Source organism: Bacillus sp. M6-12 (assembly GCF_002860285.1).
Classification (GTDB): Bacteria; Bacillota; Bacilli; order Bacillales; family DSM-1321; genus Peribacillus.
In genome coordinates, this window is record NZ_PGVF01000003.1 from 77,227 (window position 1) to 96,282 (window position 19,056).

The 19,056-nt window shown below is 39.7% G+C and carries 15 protein-coding genes; 1 reads left to right on the forward strand and 14 read right to left on the reverse strand.

Features of this window, described 5'->3' with window-relative positions; translation table 11 throughout:
• Nucleotides 1–3 precede the first annotated feature (3 nt).
• From CVD28_RS05435 to CVD28_RS05465, 7 genes are all read right to left on the reverse strand, one after another.
• Nucleotides 4–504, reverse strand: a complete 501-nt coding sequence (locus CVD28_RS05435) for a LeuD/DmdB family oxidoreductase small subunit (protein ID WP_101591367.1) — start codon at nucleotides 502–504, stop codon at nucleotides 4–6.
• The gene (locus CVD28_RS05440; RefSeq protein WP_101591368.1) at nucleotides 505–1,779 is read right to left on the reverse strand and encodes a 3-isopropylmalate dehydratase large subunit; all 1,275 of its coding nucleotides are present in this window, start codon (nucleotides 1,777–1,779) and stop codon (nucleotides 505–507) included. It lies immediately after the preceding gene.
• Between the two features lie 90 nt (nucleotides 1,780–1,869).
• Nucleotides 1,870–3,102, reverse strand: a complete 1,233-nt coding sequence (locus CVD28_RS05445; RefSeq protein ID WP_101591369.1) for a CaiB/BaiF CoA transferase family protein — start codon at nucleotides 3,100–3,102, stop codon at nucleotides 1,870–1,872.
• Between the two features lie 663 nt (nucleotides 3,103–3,765).
• Entirely contained in the window at nucleotides 3,766–4,953 is a 1,188-nt protein-coding gene (locus CVD28_RS05450; RefSeq protein ID WP_101591370.1) for an FAD-dependent monooxygenase, read from the reverse strand.
• A 105-nt stretch (nucleotides 4,954–5,058) separates the two neighbouring features.
• Complete coding sequence (locus CVD28_RS05455) at nucleotides 5,059–6,171, reverse strand: cupin domain-containing protein (protein WP_101591371.1); 1,113 nt, start codon at nucleotides 6,169–6,171, stop codon at nucleotides 5,059–5,061.
• 248 nt (nucleotides 6,172–6,419) lie between these two features.
• The gene (locus tag CVD28_RS05460; RefSeq protein ID WP_101591372.1) at nucleotides 6,420–7,361 is read right to left on the reverse strand and encodes a fumarylacetoacetate hydrolase family protein; all 942 of its coding nucleotides are present in this window, start codon (nucleotides 7,359–7,361) and stop codon (nucleotides 6,420–6,422) included.
• 25 nt (nucleotides 7,362–7,386) lie between these two features.
• Nucleotides 7,387–7,641 carry a YciI family protein gene (locus CVD28_RS05465; RefSeq protein WP_101591373.1) on the reverse strand — a complete coding sequence of 85 codons (255 nt, stop codon included), beginning with the start codon at nucleotides 7,639–7,641 and terminating at the stop codon, nucleotides 7,387–7,389.
• 204 nt (nucleotides 7,642–7,845) lie between these two features.
• On the opposite strand from CVD28_RS05465, the gene CVD28_RS05470 reads away from it, so the two are divergent.
• Nucleotides 7,846–8,634, forward strand: coding sequence for an IclR family transcriptional regulator (locus CVD28_RS05470; RefSeq protein ID WP_101591374.1), 789 nt, complete (start codon nucleotides 7,846–7,848; stop codon nucleotides 8,632–8,634).
• Nucleotides 8,635–8,855: 221 nt separating this feature from the next.
• On the opposite strand, the gene CVD28_RS05475 is transcribed toward CVD28_RS05470, so the two are convergent.
• The 7 genes from CVD28_RS05475 to CVD28_RS05505 all read right to left on the reverse strand — a co-directional run bounded on the left by CVD28_RS05475 (nucleotide 8,856) and on the right by CVD28_RS05505 (nucleotide 18,821).
• Nucleotides 8,856–9,794: a DMT family transporter gene (locus CVD28_RS05475; protein ID WP_101591375.1), complete on the reverse strand. Its 939-nt coding sequence runs from the start codon at nucleotides 9,792–9,794 to the stop codon at nucleotides 8,856–8,858.
• Between the two features lie 147 nt (nucleotides 9,795–9,941).
• Complete coding sequence (locus CVD28_RS05480) at nucleotides 9,942–10,964, reverse strand: TAXI family TRAP transporter solute-binding subunit (protein WP_101591376.1); 1,023 nt, start codon at nucleotides 10,962–10,964, stop codon at nucleotides 9,942–9,944.
• 46 nt (nucleotides 10,965–11,010) lie between these two features.
• On the reverse strand, nucleotides 11,011–12,966 hold the full coding sequence (locus CVD28_RS05485; RefSeq protein WP_180953974.1) for a TRAP transporter permease: 1,956 nt from the start codon (nucleotides 12,964–12,966) through the stop codon (nucleotides 11,011–11,013).
• Nucleotides 12,967–13,101: 135 nt separating this feature from the next.
• Entirely contained in the window at nucleotides 13,102–13,821 is a 720-nt protein-coding gene (locus tag CVD28_RS05490) for a class II aldolase/adducin family protein (protein WP_101591378.1), read from the reverse strand.
• A gap of 546 nt (nucleotides 13,822–14,367) precedes the next feature.
• Nucleotides 14,368–16,332, reverse strand: coding sequence for a TRAP transporter permease (locus CVD28_RS05495; RefSeq protein WP_101591379.1), 1,965 nt, complete (start codon nucleotides 16,330–16,332; stop codon nucleotides 14,368–14,370).
• 393 nt (nucleotides 16,333–16,725) lie between these two features.
• On the reverse strand, nucleotides 16,726–17,724 hold the full coding sequence (locus CVD28_RS05500; RefSeq protein WP_257985760.1) for a PhnD/SsuA/transferrin family substrate-binding protein: 999 nt from the start codon (nucleotides 17,722–17,724) through the stop codon (nucleotides 16,726–16,728).
• A 20-nt stretch (nucleotides 17,725–17,744) separates the two neighbouring features.
• Nucleotides 17,745–18,821 (reverse strand): TAXI family TRAP transporter solute-binding subunit, encoded by a 1,077-nt coding sequence (locus CVD28_RS05505; RefSeq protein WP_101591380.1) that lies wholly within the window; start codon nucleotides 18,819–18,821, stop codon nucleotides 17,745–17,747.
• Nucleotides 18,822–19,056 lie beyond the last annotated feature (235 nt).

Genomic DNA, 19,056 nt, shown 5'->3' on the forward strand with positions numbered 1-19,056 from the left:
TCCTTATGATGAAATTCCCATCCGTTTTGCCAAATATGCTTCAAGGCCACCTAGAGAAACCATTTCAACTAAGTGTTCGGGAAGTTTTGTAGTATCATAGTTTGTTCCTTTGGTGATGTTGTTTACAGTTCCTTCCAACAGGTTTATTTCCAGTTCATCACCTTCATCAATATGAGAGGTGTCCCCCATCTCTACCACTGGAAGTCCAATGTTAATGGCATTCCGATAAAAAATGCGGGCGAAGAAATTGCCCAATATCGCACCTACCTGTAAATGTTTTAATACCAGAGGGGCGGTTTCACGACTGGAACCTGAACCAAAGTTATCGCCCGCTACAATAATGTCACCTGGCTGTATTTTTTTTGGAAATTCCGGATCGATGGCCTCCATTGCATGTTCTGCTTGCTTTTCAATCGATAGGCTCATGTATTGTCCTGGTGAAATTATATCTGTATTAATGTTGTCTCCATACTTCCACACGCGCCCCCGTATAATTGCCGACATCTATATCATCATCTCCTTTTTAATGTATTTTCTTGGATCAGCAATTCTTCCCTCGATTGCAGTAGCAGCAACAGTTGCTGGGGAGCCTAAATAAATTTCCCCGAGCGGGCTTCCCATTCTTCCTTTAAAATTACGGTTAGAAGAAGACATTACAACTTCCCCGGCACCAATTACCCCACTGGTAAAACCTCCGCATGCTCCGCAGGAAGGCATATTCACAATACAACCCGCCTCGGTCAATATATCAAGAATTCCTTCTTTATTAGCCTGCATCCAAACCGCTTGGGAAGCAGGTACTACCAGGCAGCGAATATTCTTGGAAATCTTTTGCCCTTTAAGGATTTGGGCAGCAATCCTTAGGTCACTTAAACGACCATTTGTACATGACCCTAAATATACTTGATCTACATTTGTTCCTTCGACAGCCGTAACAGGATGAACATTATCAATCTCATGAGGGCATGCTACCTGTGGTTCAAGTTCTGATGCGTTGTAAGTAAGTTCACGGATATACCGGGCGTCTATATCGCTTTGAATCCGGTCCATATCGTTAACTCCTTTTGCTCTCAAGAATTCCTCAACCACATCATCTGGTTCAATCAGACCTGTCTTTGCCCCTGCTTCGACTGCCATATTGGACAAGACCAATCTTTCGTCTAACGACATACCCCGTATTGCACTTCCCGAAAATTCAAGAACCTGATAGGTTGCCCCGGCATGCCCAATGTCCTTAATTGTTTTTAACATTAAATCCTTTGAGTACACACCTTGAGGGATTTGGCCATCCCAATTTACTTTAATAGTTTCAGGGACTTTTAACCATGTTTCACCCGTGAGAAGGACGCCAATCATTTCTGTTGACCCAATTCCCGTTGCGAACGCACCTAGGCCACCTGCCATGCATGTATGAGAATCAGTGCCTAGTATAAGTCTTCCAGGACGAACATGACCATGCTCCACAATGACCTGGTGACATGGGCCTTCAAATTCATAATAATGAGGCAGTTCATATTCTCTAGCCCAATCTCTTGTGTATTTCAATATATCCGCTTGATGCACTGTCGCCGGAGGAGTACAATGATCTGACACTACGACAACTTTTTCAGGGTCAAACAGTTTACCCCCTAATTTACGAAATCCTCTGTCAATGAGTCGCGGACCCAATAAATCATGCATCATTGCAATATCAACTTTTACCCAAACAATTTCACCGGCCTTAACTTCTTTCTTTCCCGCAGCCCTTGCCAACGTCTTTTCAGCTATTGTCATGCCCATATCAACACGTCCTTCCGACACGGAATAAATTCGCAAATCATTAACTACTATTCGGATGCATCAGCATTATGCAATGTTTTTAAGTGCTTTTTAAGTGGAGGAATTGACTGATTTTCGATAAAGTTCAATAATTCCCTTGGACTCCAGTTTAGTAATTTGCTCGTCTGTCAGATTCAGCGATTTTTGTAAAACTTCCTGTGTATGTTCACCGAGCTTTGGGCCAACCCATTCAGTTTCTCCCGGTGTCTCACTGAGTTTCGGTACTATACCCGGGATTTTAAGTGCACCGATGCCTTCCACATCAAATTCGCGGATCATACCCCTAGCGTTGTAGTGAGGATCATTGACAATATCTTCAATAGAATAGATGGAACCGGCTGGTACCTTTGCGTCATCAAGGATTTCAAGCACTTTTCCAAAAGCTAAGCTTTTTGTCCAATTTTCAATCAGTTGATCTAAAAACTCGGAATGTTCCGATCTTTTAGCGTTATTCTCAAACCTTGGATCATCCGCATATTCCGGGTGACCTATAGCAATCATCAAACGCTTAAAAATCCCATCCCCATTTGCTCCAATAACGACATATCTGCCATCCGAACATAAATACGTATTGGAAGGTGTGATACCCGGAAGAGTGCTGCCTGTTCTTTCACGGATTATCCCGGCCCTATCATACTCCGGAAGCATGCTCTCCATTAAGCTAAAGACGGACTCATACAGAGCCACATCCACGTATTGTCCTTTTCCAGTGCCCTTAACGTCACGATGATATATCGCCATCATTGACCCGATGACCGCATACAGTGCGGAAATGGAGTCACCTATACTTATTCCAACGCGAGTTGGCGGACGGTCAGGATATCCTGTCAAGTAACGCAATCCCCCCATTGCTTCTCCTATTGAGCCAAAGCCTGCTTTATTACGATAAGGACCATCCTGACCATATCCAGTAACCCTTACCATAATGAGTCCAGGATTGATTTCCTTTAGTTGTTCGTAACCAAGTCCCCATTTCTCCATCGTACCAGGACGGAAATTCTCAATGATGATGTCTACATCTCTGGCTAACTCCCGGACAATGTCCTGTCCTTCAGGCTGCCTCAAATCAATGGCAATTGATTTTTTATTTCTGGATTGCACATACCACCAAAGGCTTGTCCCATTTTCTACAACGCGCCATGAGCGGATTGAATCACCGGTTGTCGGCGCCTCCACTTTAATAACCTCCGCCCCGAACTCTGCAAACAGCCTTCCTGCCGACGGACCAGCAATTAACTGACCCATCTCCAATACCTTCATTCCTTTTAATGCTTTTTCACGCATTTGCCCTCGGATCCTCCTTTATTGGTTAATTGATTGTTAGGTAATTTAAGATGAAAATAAATTCTAAATTATCAGTCTTATTTTTATAAAATACTGCTATCCTCCATTCCTTTGTCAGTAAAACGATCAAGACTAACATATAAAAAGCTTGAATATATTCAAAACGCCTTTGACATTAAGTTAAAGGCGGCCTGATATTAAAGAGATCCTTATCTAAGATTAACAATGGGTCATAGTTGTGTACTTAGTGAAAGCGTATACAATGTTTTTGAATGGACATAGATTCTGGTGATTTGTGATTTCATTTAATAGCGCGCTATTTTCTACATGTTAATAATGTGAACGACTTGTTATACCTAATTATAAATTAACATTTAGTTTTCGAATATGTCAAACAATTCAGTAGATTTGGGGGGACATTTTCGATAAAGCTAAAGTCATTTTGATACAACGCGTGCTTTAACGTTTTTAACTTCTGTCTGGACACCCTAAATCTGACTTGTAACTTCTTCGCTCCTTCATGGAATCTCAATGCAGCTTTCCGTCTTTTCTAAGTATTTTCCGGATTGCATTTTTCTTCATTTCGAAGATTTAATATAAAAAAGCTACTGGTAAAATGCCAGTAGCCAATAAAATTGTAGATCGATTATTCTGGTTGATCTATTATTTTTTGACCGCAATTCTCTGATATCCATAGAGAAAATCTGTAATTTCGTAATCCTGTGAACTTCGTTTTTCAAAAATTGTGTTCCGTAATAAAATTGAAACTGGATCTTCGGCATGTATGATCTCACCCCATGTACGGGCGCTTGTTTGAACTTTTGCTGTGCGTGGAATTCGTTCTTCCTGATATGCCAAAAATGCCTTGTTGTAACTTTCAGAATGTACCTGCAGCATATCTCCAAGATAAGCTGAATCTTCAAGTGCCTGGCATCCACCTTGAGCTAAATATTGCAACATTGGATGTGCAGCATCCCCAAGTAGCGTTATATTTCCTTTTGTCCAGTTTCCGATTGGCAGCCTGTCATACATCGGCCAACGAATTTGGCGCTGAATGAAGGTAAGCGCATTTTGTACAAGTGGATGGCTCCCAGCAAATCGCCTATCCATTTCTTCTGGTGTTCCCCAATCATCTGAGCCTTCCTTATACTCATAGCTTTTGAATACTACAACCTGATTATAAAGTTCTGCTCGGCGAACAGGGTACTGAACAAGATGCAACTTTGGCCCGATCCACATAATGACATCATCGAGGTTTGCATCCGAAATTTCTTCGATAGGAATGGTCCCTCGATAAGCCACATATTCCGAGCAAATTGGTTCATCGTCACTGAAAAACTTGCGTATATTAGATTTAAGTCCATCCGCCCCAATGAGCGCTTCTCCTTCATAAGTATCTCCATTCTGGTTGGTCACCCTTACCACATTGCCCGCTTCTTCGACGCTTGTAATGTATTGATCGTTTAGAAGCGTTATATGATCATTTGTCTTACAGGCTTCCAGCAATATTCTGTGAAGGTCAGAGCGGTGTAAAACAATATAAGGATGTCCGTATCGTTCTTTGAAAGAATTTCCCAGGTCAAGGGAAGCAAATTCATTTCCAGAATAGATATCTTTCACAACCAGACGTTTAGGAAATACTGCCACCTTTGAAATTTCATCAGATAACCCGAATCGGTCTAACACTGCCATTGCATTTGGAGCAAGCTGGATACCAGCCCCTACTTCCCCGAATTCAGGTGCTTGTTCCAGGACAGTCGATCGTTTTCCAGCCTCTGCAACTGCCAAAGCCGCTGCAAGTCCCCCGATGCCTCCACCAACAATGAGTACACTACCTTTGTTTTCAGTCATTTGCCTACACCCCTCAGTGAACTTTTCCCTCTAATAGAAGGAAGGAAATAAAATAGTTGTTAATATGGTTCTTCATTCAGTTTTGAATGAACGTACTTACAATGATTATGGAAGAACAGGTTTGAATCCACGCATAATGACCTGACGGCCATTGTGGTTATCATAATCCTGTTTTCTTTCGAGTCCAAATTTTTCCAGTATTGGCAAATCGTTTGTCGAGAATAGGTAGCTGCTTTCCTCTGCGACATGCTCATGCCATGCCCAGTTTGGCACGACAAAGAAATCACCCTTCTGCCAGTCAAACCTAACTCCGTTAATGACCGTATAGCCAGAACCCTCATGCACATGATAGATCGATGCGTGGGTATGCCGATGTGCCTTTCCATTGAAACCTGCAGGCAGTTTTTGTAACCAGGCAGCGATTGTAGGGCATGCGGTCTCCCCATTAGACGGGTTTATATATTCGACTGCATAGCCATCAAATGGATCGGGCTCAAAGCGGCTCAGACCGGCAATCGCTGCTTCTGTCCCTGCCCATTTGTAAGACCCAAGTGCTGCCTTTTTCGGGTAGCGGTCCGAGACGGGACGCACCATGCCTCCTTCATAACGCTGGGAAGAATAGTTATCGGGTAAATTTGGCTCCTCTATTTTCTCTGGATACGGCTCAAAGAATGTGCCGCCAAGATGGTAGATAGTTGGGATGTCGAGGCAGTCCATCCAAAACATTGGCTTTTCACCTGTATGTCCATGACCGTGCCACAACCCGTTTGGAGTTGTCAGGAAGTCACCACGTTCCATAAAGATACGCTCTCCCTGAACGATGGAGTATGCTCCTTCTCCCTCCATGACAAACCGGAGGGCATTTTGGACATGGCGATGTGAAGGTGCCGTTTCACCCGGCAAGATAAGCTGGACTGCAGCATAAAGTGTCTGGGTTGTCGACGCCCATCCCCATGGCTTTCTGTAATTAAGCCCTGGGTTTTGTAAATAGATTGCACGACGTTCTCCGCCACGGTCAGGGGTGAAAATCTGGGTTGCTTCGTTTAGTTTTTTGTATAGAAGTTCATGTTTCCAGAGGTATGCCTGCGCATGCGGCTCAGGCGTATGTTTCATTAAATCGGGAATTGCATTCCATAGAGGACCTAGATGGTACTGTTCGATGTCACGATTAAACTCCTGAACTATCGGGCTATCAAAGAAAGCATTTTTTTCTGCCATTGATTATTCCCCCTTATTCGCTAGTAACAATATGTTCCTTTATCAGTTTTTGTAGTAACGTGGTTTTGGCCTGGTGTTTTTATATATCCTCGATGATTATGAATTCAAGTGGTTGACCATCAAAGCATCGATTGCGGCTGAGTGCTTAGTACTCGGTGGTCATCCGTCAAAAAACTAAACGTTACTTTCATTAAACTTGTTGATGAAGCTATATATGATTTAATAACAGAGCTTGCAATAATTAATTATTAAACTGTAACAAGCACAGTCTTATTAACTTGGTTTTCAAGTACTCCAACTTGCTCTACTTCAATTCGAACTATGTCACCATCTTTCAAGAACACTTGTGGGTCGCGGGCGACGCCTACTCCTCCAGGAGTCCCTGTCAAAATGACATCTCCAGGTTCCAACGTCATCAAGCCAGAAAGAAATTCCACAAGATAAGGAACGGAAAAAACGAGGTTAGCTGTATTTGACCGCTGGCGTTCCTCCCCGTTCACAGTGAGAACAATGTCCAGCCCACATGGATCTGATAATTCATCGGATGTAATAAGCCAAGGTCCCATCGGTGCGCTTCCATCAACCGCCTTACCTTGAAGCCACTGAAGTGTCCGGCGTTGAAGGTCACGATAGGTAACATCATTTACGATTGTATAGCCCGCTACATAGTTAAGTGCATCTGCTTCAGATACGTTCCTTGCACGCTTGCCCACTACAAAGGCCAATTCAGCTTCGTAATCAAGCTGTTCGGAAATCGGGTGGAAAGGTATAGGATCCTCAGGACCTACCACGGTGTTGGCAAATTTTGCAAAGACTACCGGAAACGGAGGCAACTCCCTTTTCATTTCTAAAATATGTTCTCGATAGTTATGTCCTACACAAATTATTTTACCTGGTGCCGGAACTGGTGCTTCAATCTTCACTTCACTTTTATCAAACACCACCTGGACAGTACTTTCATTTGTGAGAGCATGGTCAATCGCATCCTTTGCCAGTGCTAAACTTTCCTTTCCACCCTGGAGAAATCCGTTCATGTCCTCCGGTATATACGCGTTGGCAATCTGCTCAGCACGAAGTTTTCCCTCCCGTTTCAATTTTTCCTTGAAGGCTCCATGCAGGTCAATGACTCTTTCGTTAACCAAAGCACCGATACGGGTTATCCCACCAAAAGTAAAAGTAATCAGTTTCATATAGGCCCATCTCCTTTTATTCCGATTAGCTAGCATTCCATTCTTTTAATTGATAAAAAGCCTCAGATGCATTGTTCATCGGGTCTTTCTTAATCAGATCTTCCGCTGCCTCAATTGATTCGCACTGTATTATGTAAGCGCCTCCAGTTTGGTCTGCAAAACCTCCTGCCAAAACCAACTTTCCTGCTTCCCTTAACTTTTGCAAGTGCTCTCTGTGCCCTGTAATACTATCACCGGTAAAGTCAGGCGACCTGACTATCCAGACAAGAAACTTTTTCATAGAACTCGTTCCTCCTTGTCATTCACATGAATAGGTTTTACACTTATAGATAACAATGTTCTTTATTTATAAAAAATGTAATCCAAATTATTAGAAATGTCAATATTCTAAATATAATTAAGTTTCAGATATATTCATTTTCTTTTTTTCTGATTGGGGTTTGGTATACTGAAGAAATCATAGATTATTAAGAGGAGCATAACTATGGACAATCAAAAAAATCTCCAAATGATTCAGTCTTTGCAAATTGGCATTCAAATCGTAGAACTCATTGCACAGCATGAGCACCCGTTAAAATTTGCAGAAGTCCAGGAACTTTCAGGAGTGACTAAAAGCAATTTATATAAATACCTAAACACATTAACCCACTTCGGATTACTCTATAGGGATAAAAAACAAGGTACATATTCTCTGGGCAGCAAATTAATCGAATATGGGATAACGGCTATTGGCAGTAAGGATGTGATAGGGACTGTCACTCCTTATCTGCGGGAAATCAGCCGCCATACTTCACTAACCGCACTTCTTGCCGTATGGACTCCTGGTGGGCCAGTTATCGCAAATATATGGAGTGCTAACGTTGGTTTGAATATTGGAGCCCAAATTGGGACCCTTCTGCCGTTGATGTCTGCTTCGGGTAAGATCTTTGCAGCTTTTAAGGACGTGCAGGATATAAAAGAATGGAAGCTTAAAGAACTAGGTAAGTTATCAGAAGACCATCGGAAACTATTTAAGGAGGAGCAAAAGCACATCCTGAAATATGGATTTGCTTACGCAGCGGAACCACTGGTTTCACATGTCTCTTCATTCAGTGTGCCAATATTTAATTACAAAAAGGATATTCTAGCAGCTTTGACGGTCGTGGGCTTTTCCGAATCAATTCCGCATTTGCCTGATGATGAAGTGAGTCTGTATGTAATAAACTGTGTAAAGGAGATATCTAATATATTTGGATATCACCCCAATCAAACAGAAATCCCTGACTCTATTTGAGTAGGGTTTTCTGTGTTTAAATAATCATCGCTTTCTTCATTCAAGCAATCAAAATGAAGCATAACTATTCCCGACAGCAGGATTGACTGTAAGCAGCAAAACTATGTAGCTAGCTATAGAATCGGCTAAAGAGTGCCCTTAAGACATTCTTGATAGATTAGAGTTTAAGCGACTACAAGCTGGCAGCTATCGACCATATTTCCCAACTTTATTAAAGTTGACTATAATAAAAGAATAGCAGAAATGCCAGCTAGTACTAAAATTATGCCTGCTATAGTTCTGATAGTAATCGTTTCTTGATTTTTAAATAGAAAAAAACTTACTGGAGCAACAATTACTGGTGTTGACATTGTAATAAGGTTTGAAATGGATACTGGCATATATCGCATTGATGCGATCGATAAAATTTGGGCTGACATAGTAATGACGCCACTGATGCTATACAATATAACACCTTTACGATCGAAGGTTTTTAATTTCCCGAAAAACTCTAAGGTATTCTTATTTGTTATTACATGCAGAACCAGACCTAAAACCGCCCCTAAAATCCCGCCAATTATGGGTTGATTCCAACTCTGAATCGCAGCTCCTCTAACCACATTCCCAACGGAATATGATAGAGAGCTGAGGAACGCTACAATAATCCCCGAATGCAGTAGGTTATGGAATGAGAAGGAACTTTTTACCCTGCTAAGTTCTGAGCCAGCGGCTATCTCTTTTTTGGCATAGCTTTGATTCATATTAGAAACAAGGAATAAACCAAACAGCATAAGAAATACAGACAATAAATCCAGCCAGATTAACCGCTCGCCCAAAAATATCCAAGCAATTATTGTTGTAAATAATGGATTGCTCACCATGAATGCACTTGCTCTTGTCGGTCCCAGCTTATCAATTGTGTCAACGAAAAACCAACGCCCTAGATATGTGCTAAAAAATCCAGCTGATAAAAACAGAAAAAAACCTTTTGTATTCCAATCTAGATGGATCTCTTCAAAAAAGAAAAGGCTAACCAATAAGAGTAATGTACCAAATAATACATTTAAACCCACTGAAATAAGAAAGCCGACATGTATATTAAGTCTTGCAGCAGCAATTTTTGTTATGATGATATTTACAGAATAAAAAATCAAGCCTATTATTGCCAGAAATTCTCCCATTTTTCCATCCCTTATGTTATTGATTTTTTAGATACTTGGTTGAAGAATTTATCATCTGTAATTATTCTATGCAAGAATTCGCTATCTTCTGCAACAAAAAAATAGATAGCGATATATCAATATATTTATCGCTACCTCATTTCATATCTATTTCAAAATACCAACTTCTTTGTAGAATTTTTCAGCACCTGGATGTAATGGAGCTCCTGTTGCTTCTGCGATCGTTTCCTTTGTAACTCCTTCAAAGGATTTATGCACTGTATAAAGGTAATCCAAATTCTCATAGATTGCCTTGGTCACATTATAAACAAGGTCATCGGGGACATCACTGCTGGACATTAGTATTGTATCTATAGCTGCAGTAGGAATATCTTCCTTTAAAAATGGATAAGTACCAGCCTTTATCGTATAAGGTTTTGCGTCCATTTTCTCGACCATTGCATTGATTGCCTTATCAGAAAGTGGAAGTAATTTGACCGGTTTGGTAGTGCCAAGTTCCATTATACTGCCGGCTGGTGATGGTTGGGGTGAAATCGCCCCATGCATTTTGTTATCCTTTATTTGGTCATTCACTTTGGTTGGGGCAATAAACTGAATTTTCCCGCCATTCTTTTCGATTTCTTCGTAGCTGGTACCATAACTTTCAAAAACGATACGGTTTGATATTTCCAGAGGAGAGTCCTTCGTATTAACCGATGCGATGAACGGCATTTTTTCCTTGGCAATCTGTTCTATAGAGTTAATACCTGAATCTTCACTTACCATAAAATTGTATGGCATTGTATGAAGAAAAGCTACGGTACGGACTTTTTCGACTTTGGATGAATAAGGCTTTTGCCCTTCATAAGCCCACTTTGCTGCTGCAGAGCTGACAATGCCAAATTCGGCTTGGCCATTCGTAACGGTAATAACATTCGCGCCGTCCTGTCCTGGCATATATGTAAACGTCGCATTGTCATGGGAACGTTTGATCGTTTCCCCTAAACCCTCGCCAATTGTACTCCATAGTCCACCGGCAGCCCCACCGGCTATAGTAACCTTCAAGCCACTTCCACTACCATTGGTGTTTGCAGCAGTGCCTGCTTTCTTCTCATCTGCGGCACCACAACCTGCTAAAATGATTATGCTTGATAGACCAATGGCCAGGTTTTGCAAGATTCGTTTTTTCATCAATTTTCCCCCTAAGAATTATAATTTCAATGTTTCTTAAATGGTCCTAGAAATTCGCGGGTGTTATGTCACTATTATTTTTATCAATCACTCGGGTTTCTTTAAAATCTTTAATTACTTCAGGAATTTTTGGTCCTAATACGATGCCCGCTAATATCAAGCCTATGAGACTGCTAATATAATTTGGATATATAAGCAAAATTGCACCTGCTACCACTATTATCTTTTCCCAGGTTTGAAGGGTCTTTCCGAACCATCCTTCTAAACCGGCTGCCAGTGAGACGACACCAATCACCGCTGTAACAATTGATAGAATAATAGTACCTGTTGACCCTATTAATAAAAGGGAAGGATCATAAACAAACATGAAAGGAATAATGAATGCCACAAGTCCCAGGCGGCAAGCCAGGAGACCTATCTTCATCGGATTGGCATCTGCAATTGCGGCTGCTGCATACGCTGCAACAGCAACTGGAGGTGTGATTGCTGACAAGCAAGCATAATATAAAATGAATAGGTGTGCTTGCATTGTCTCAATACCTACCTGTATCATTATTGGTCCAGCCAACACTGCAGTTAAAATATAAGCAGCAGGTGTAGGCATTCCCATACCAAAGATGATGCAGACCAGCATCGTTACCAACATCGTCATGAAAATGCTACCGCCGGAAGCTGTATGGATTAAAGTTGAGAATTTTCCTCCCAACCCGGTAACCTGAATGACCCCTGCTACGACTCCAGCGGCTGCACACACAGCCACCAAAGGTGATATCCGAATCGTCGTGTCGATTAGCGTGTTAAATAGTTTACGCGGAGTTAATCGCGTTTCTCGCTTAAAATAACTTACCACAATAGTTGCCACGGTCGCAGCAATGGCTCCCAGTACAGGTGTCAAGCCTTGTTCAAGAGCTGCAATGAGAACTATGATGGGGATGACGAATTGCCCCATGGACTTTATGACCTGTTTCACGGTAGGAAACTCTTCATCCTCATAGCCTGCCATTTTTATCTTCTTAGCCTGGAAATGAACTTGACTAAATATAGCTAAATAATACAAGAGACCAGGCACAAGGGCAGCATATGCTATTGAAGCATACGGAATGCCTGTCAGCTCAGCCATCAGAAAGGCTGCCGAGCCCATTACGGGAGGCAATATACTGCCTCCGGTAGCAGCGGTCGCCTCTATTGCACCTGCATAAACGCTGGAATATCCGACTTTTTTCATGGATGGAATCGTGAAAGACCCTGTTGTAGCTACATCCGCAACCGGACTTCCGGAAATGGAACCGTACAATCCGCTGGAAATAACCGCTACCTTTGCTGGCCCTCCAGCTACCCGCCCGGTTACCGCTTTTGACAAAGCATAAAAGAAGTTTCCACCACCTGACGCATTGAACACATTGCCAAAAAGTACAAAAAAGAACACGAAGGTTGCAGCCACGGTCGCAATGGATCCATAGACGCCGTTGACTGTGTAAACCATTTGATCAACGAATTGCATAACCGTCATTTTTTGGTGTCCGAAAGTCCCGGGAATCAGATGACCCCAAAATGCATAGGCCATTAAAACGCTTACAATAACCAGCATTCCAGTTCCCAATGTTCTTCGTGTAACTTCCAGTACAATTGCTAGCATTGCCAATCCCAAAATTAACTCCGATGATGTAAGGGGATCCGCCATCGGCCAGCGGGTCAGGATTCGTTCGGAATCAAAAATCAGGAACACTCCAATTGCTAACAGTAGTAGTGAGACGAGTAAATCATAGATAGGGACTTTGCTACCTTTATTGCTTTGGCTAAAGGAAAACACCAGAAATGTAACCGCTAACATAAAAGTGATGAAAATAGAATTGTGCAGGAATTGATCCAGCGTGGCAAATAGGATGACATAGAATTGAAAAACTGTGATTGCACAAACAAGTATTAAGATAAATTGTCTTATCCATCCCTCTGGCTCCCTAATCGTACCTGTACTGAATAAATTCCCAAATAAAGATTTCAAGCTCATCCCTCCTTTTTTGTATAGTTATTTCAATTATTTATGCTTTCAGTGCTGACCCGAAATTGTGTCGATATCCAATCGCTTTTTTCCATTGGTACAGAATCTGGTCTGACCAACGTGAAACAGAAGGGTAATTCATTTTGAAAGTGAACGTACTCTTTCACACCAAAAATTCCAAGCCCTTTCTTGAGCTAATTCCATATTCCAAGTCTTTTTGTCACACGTCCTAGCCTCTTCATAACTTAGATATTTTGGTTGCCCAAAAGATAAAGACTTAAGCTGGTTTTCTGCATCAATAACCATGAATATTGAGTTCATTACACACTTCCTTAATGATTCCCCTGTCACAATTACGCCATGTCCCCTGAGAAACAATGCCCTTTTATTTGCAATAGTTCTTGCCACCCGTTCCCCTTCATCCTGGTTTCGAATCAACATTCCATCAGAAACATCGTAATCATCATAAACCGGGACTCCATCATAAAACATTGCACCATAATGGGATAAGGGTTTATAAGGTATATCCAATACGGTAAAAGGGATTAATGCCTGTGCATGATTATGACAAATGGAATTTACTTCTGGGTTGTTTTTATATATTTCCGAGTGTATAACCCTTTCCGCATATGATTTTTTATCTGACTCTGTCAAACATTGACCTTCCAGATTATAGGTAAAAATATCATCGTATTCTACGGACATTGGTGCAAGCGATCTTGATAGGTAAAATTCATTTGGATTTTCAGGATTCCTAACACTTATGTGCCCGAAAGCTTCAAATAAAATGTTTTCGTTATACAAGATCTTGTTTGCCATTACCAGTTCTTTGATTATACTTTCCTTAATTTCCCCCACACTATCATCCTCCTAATTTAAATAATCCTTTTTAAACTAAAGCCGTGAACCAACATCATATATCAACCAATTGCATCATTATCAATATAGATAACATAGTTCACTATTAAATGGAATATATCACCCTACGAAGAGTCTTGTCAATAAAAATTCTCAATATAAAAACAATTCTATTTTTTCTAACTTCTACTACAATTAAGAGATGTGCGCGCGCAGTCATCAAAAAATAAAAGATGTATGTGGCCTGTTCTTCCAACGTGAGACATATGTATGTCTAAGTTTATGAAGTGACATGGATCTATTAACTGAACGGAAAGATAGAGGCAGTATTATTAACAAATTGAGGACTGTCTTTGAGTTTCGAATTCATATAATTATAAAAAATTAGTTGTCTATTCCATTTGATACTTGAATTTGGTATAAGAGATTATCTCCTTGATTCAAAACATATTCCCTTTGAAATGCTGAAAAAAAAGAGGCTGTTTGAAAACAAAAGTTTAACCTTTTGTTTTCAAACAGCCCCATCCCATATCATAAAGATGCTTTTTAACCTTTAACTTCTATATCCGGAATATAAATCCTGGATTTAATTTGTTGATAGATATAAAACATGGTTCCGAAGCCAATAATGATACCAATAATATCACTGTATACTTCAGGATAAATAGTCAATAAACCTGATATTAACATCACTGCACGTGCCCATATATTCAACTTTCGTTTAAAGAACCCTTCCATCGCAATGGCAAGGAAGATAGACCCTATAACGGCAGTAACCATGCTCATAATAATTTCCGTTGTAGTTCCCAATAACAATAACGCTGGTTCATAAATAAACATATATGGCATGATAAATGCCACGATACCTAAACGTACCGACCTTAAACCAATTGCCATCGGAGATGCTTCTGCTATGGAGGAAGCTGCAAAACATGCCACAGCTATTGGTGGTGTAATAGCAGACATAACACAGAAATAAATTATATATAGATGTGTCTCCAGTATTCCTAATCCAAGCTGGATTAGTGCTGGTGCTACTAATGCAGCTGCCAATACATAAACGGATACAGTTGGCATTCCCATTCCTAAAAGAATTATAATAAACATGGCGATCACTAAGGAGAAAAAGACATTTTCATTCGAAAGGGAGAAGATTAAACTAGAGAACTTCCCTGCTAAACCTGTTAAATTGATACTGCCGATTACCATTCCTGCGGCAGCACAAACTACAGACAGGGTTGCCATGGATGTACAGGTATCAACAAATATTTCCACTAATTTCTTGTGTGTTATCCTTGTTTCTTTTTTAAACCAACTTACAATAAATACGGCTAATGTTGCAAGAGATGCTACAAAAAATGGTGTATAACCTCCAAGTAAAAAATACACTAATATAAATAGTGGAATGATATGTTGTCCGCCCGTCTTGAAGGTTTCTACAAGACCTTTGATCTGGTCTTTCTCTAATCCCCTTAAACCCATACGCTGCGATCCTAAATGTACCTGTAAATAGACAACAAAGTAATATAATAATCCCATAAATAAAGCATGCTGTATGATATCCCCGTATGGAATACCTGTAAACTCGGCCATTAAAAATACTGCTGAACCCATAACTGGAGGTAAAATACTTCCCCCTGTAGAGGCAACCGATTCAACTGCTCCAGCATAAACAGGACTGTAGCCGATTTTTTTCATCATAGGTATGGTTATGGAGCCTGTTGTCACTACATCGGAAGTAGGACTACCAGAAACAGTCCCAAATAAGCCACTGGAAATAACCGCAATTTTAGCAGGACCTCCAACCTTCTTACCCGCGATTAATGCTGAGATATCAAAAAAGAATTGTCCTCCTCCGGCATAAAGGAAGAACTTTCCAAACAAAACAAATAAAAATGCATAGGTTGCAGCTACCTGAATGGGAGCACTAAATATACCTTCATATGAAATAAACATTCTTTCTACAAATAACTCTAATGTAATTTCACGATGGGCAAATGTACCCGTTAATAAATGGCCAAAAAAAGTATAAACTAATAGAGCGATGACAACTACTGAAATTCCAATCCCGGCAACTCTGCGCATTAACTCGAGAGTAAATAAAATCAACATAGTCGCAAAAATGAAATCTAGTGTATTAAATTGACTGATACCGGATATCCAAGATAAATATCGTTCTTGATTAATAACGAAATAGATCCCCACTCCCAGACTACAAAGGGATAAAATATAATCAATAATGGTTATGTTTGTAGCTTTATGACTATATGTTGTTGTTGTAAACGCAATGGCATACAGACAGGCAACAAAAATAGCTACCAATAAAAGTGTATTAACACTTCCAATGGAAGCAACGTATAATTCAAAAAGAGTTAAAACAGTTGATAAAATTATGATCGGTATTTTGACAAAGATATGGCTTGGTTTAACACTTTTTCCTCCTTTAAAAGGAGCATATATATACTCGAAAAATGCGAATGAATTTTTCAAAATTGTCTTTTCTGATGCCATTATTCATCACCTTGCTTTCATATAATCTTTGATGTTAAGACTATCTTCTAAGAAGAGAGACTTACCACTTAAAAAGGAGTCAGCCTCAAGCATTAACCTTATTTCATGATTCCGTGTTATAAAGAGCATGTGGCGGAGAGGATGCTTATTCTGGTTCCAGCCCAATCATGGATAAAATAAAAGATGGACAGCTTGAAATGTTTATTACTCACGGATTTCCTCTACACGGAAATGCGAAGATGTAAATATGAACAGGGAACTATTCATTTCAAAATCAGATTATTTTTCAAGGAAAATCACTCACAGATTTAGTTTGTAGAATCTTAATGACATACAATTACAATTCTGTGAGTGGTAAATTTTATTTAAAGGATTTAGGCACTATGAAAACAATTAGATTTTAAACTTACTAAACAGTGTAGATGTTACAAATAGATCCTCTATAGACATTTCTGTTTTCGTTAATCCCTGTTCCCTGGAGTACTGTAATGCTGCACTAATGGTTGAAATATTTTTCTCAATGCCGTATGGCCAAAAATCTTCACCCATAATTGATTTAGTTCTTTCCACTTCGTTTACCTGCCATGGTAGGGATGTACTAAGCGCAGCCGTTTGATTATATTCATCGTAAACCAGCTGTTTCGATTGTTCAAAAGCAGTGATTAAATTGTTTGCCACCCAAGGATGTTTTTCCAATATGGCATTTCTAATTACGATTAAATGCATAATTGGGAAATATCCTGTCCGCAGGTAATATTCTTTTTCCACTTCTACATAATGAGGGAAAAGTCTTTCAATATTAGAAGAGCCATTTAGAAATGCGGAAGGTGCTCTTGCTGTAATAAACGCATCGATCTCTCCATCTTCAAGCATATTATTTAAGGTTTGATGTTCTTGAATTGGTTGAACAGTAATGTCAGATGGAAGATCCAATTTAATTTTTTCATGTCTGCCGGTTTGTTCCATTCCGCCCGAGAACCAGGAAATATCCCTCGCCTTTACTCCATAATCATGTTCTAAAAATCCTCGTATCCATAGAGCAGCTGTCATTTGATATTCAGGTACTCCGACCTTTTTTCCTATTAAATCAGATGGTTTTTTGATTCCAGAATGTTTATTTACAAAAATACAGGAATGTCTAAAGAAACGAGAAGGAAATACTGGAATGGCTGTATAATCAATCAAGCCTCTTTCCTTAGCTATTAAATAAGAAGAAAAGGACATTTCTGACACATCAAATTCCTGATTTTTTGTTAGTCTCCAAAAGATCTCCTCAACTGGTAAACCTAAATGTATTAAATTAATTCCCGTGGGTTTTACTGTTCCTATTGATAACGCTCTAATACGGTCATAATCGGCACATGCAAAAGATAGAGTTAGTTTTTCCATCATTTATTTCCTTCCTTTTCTATTTATTTTAAGAGTCCTTGTTCTTTAAAATATCGTTCAGCGCCCGGGTGAAGTTTATATTCGCCAACATCCAGGAAACTCTCAATGGTTAAATCATCAAAGGAAGCATAGGCAGATTTGATGGAATCCAGATTTTCATGGACTGCTTTTGCCAATTTGTAACCTACGTCTTCGGAAACATGACTGCCAATTAAGAAATAGGCATCTAGTGCATATGAGTTTATATCTTCATCAAGAAAATCATAGACTCCCGCTTTAAAGGTATAAGGATATAGGTTCCATTTATCAATAACCTCTTGAACAGCATTATCATCTAACTTCAGCATAACTAAATCTGTAGTTGATGCTAATTCAGTAAATTTTCCATGTGGAGGGAATCCGTTCCCGATGAATAAATCCAGTTTTCCATCTTTCATTTCTTCAACTGTTTGGGATGAAGCGGAATAAACGATCTCTCCTCCCCATTTTTCAATATCCTCTAAGGTAATATCATGGGCTTCCAATAATGCGCTTCCTGGAGTAAATTCAGATAAGTTTCCTCTTTGGTTTAAACTGATCCTTACGGGAACTTTCTTCTCGCGTATATCATCTAATGATTCAACACCATATTTTTCTGCAACATCTTTTCTCATAAGAACATGGGCTGCACTATCAGAATAAACTTTACCCAAAACATAAAAATCATCTGGTGAATAAGCTTGTGTAAAAGGTGCTTCTCCTTTTAAGGCAAGTCCCATTTCTATGACTGATGGCGATCCTGCCATTTCAGTTTCCTGATTAATCAAACGGATTAAGCTTCCTGCTGGATTTCCTGGTTCATAACTTACAGCTGAATTTGGATATTCTTGACGTACGGCATTTGCTAAACTTTCCCCAATTACCTGCCACAATCCTCCGGCTGAAGCACCTGCTAATGTAACATCTACTGGAGAATCATCTATGCTAACATTTCCTTCCCCTTTTCCCCCTGCTTTCTTTTCTTCTACCGGTTTGCTTGTTTCATTTGAACTATTACAACCTGCTAATGCAAGAAACAGTATTGTAAATATACTAATAAGAATGGAATTTTTTAATTTCATTTTTCATTAACCCCTCTTTTCGTTTTTTATTGGAACTATCTTCCTTTTTCGTTAACTTTAAGTACTTTGTTTACTATCACCTCAAATTCTAATTTTTCCCTTTAGAGAATAATTTCTCCTAGGAAGACTAAAATATTTTTCTTTCAAGCATTATCATTGTTTGTCGGAATTTGCTATAGTGTTCATTCGAAAAAATAATATACACCTATAAAAAAGGTGATCAAAGTGGTTTAAA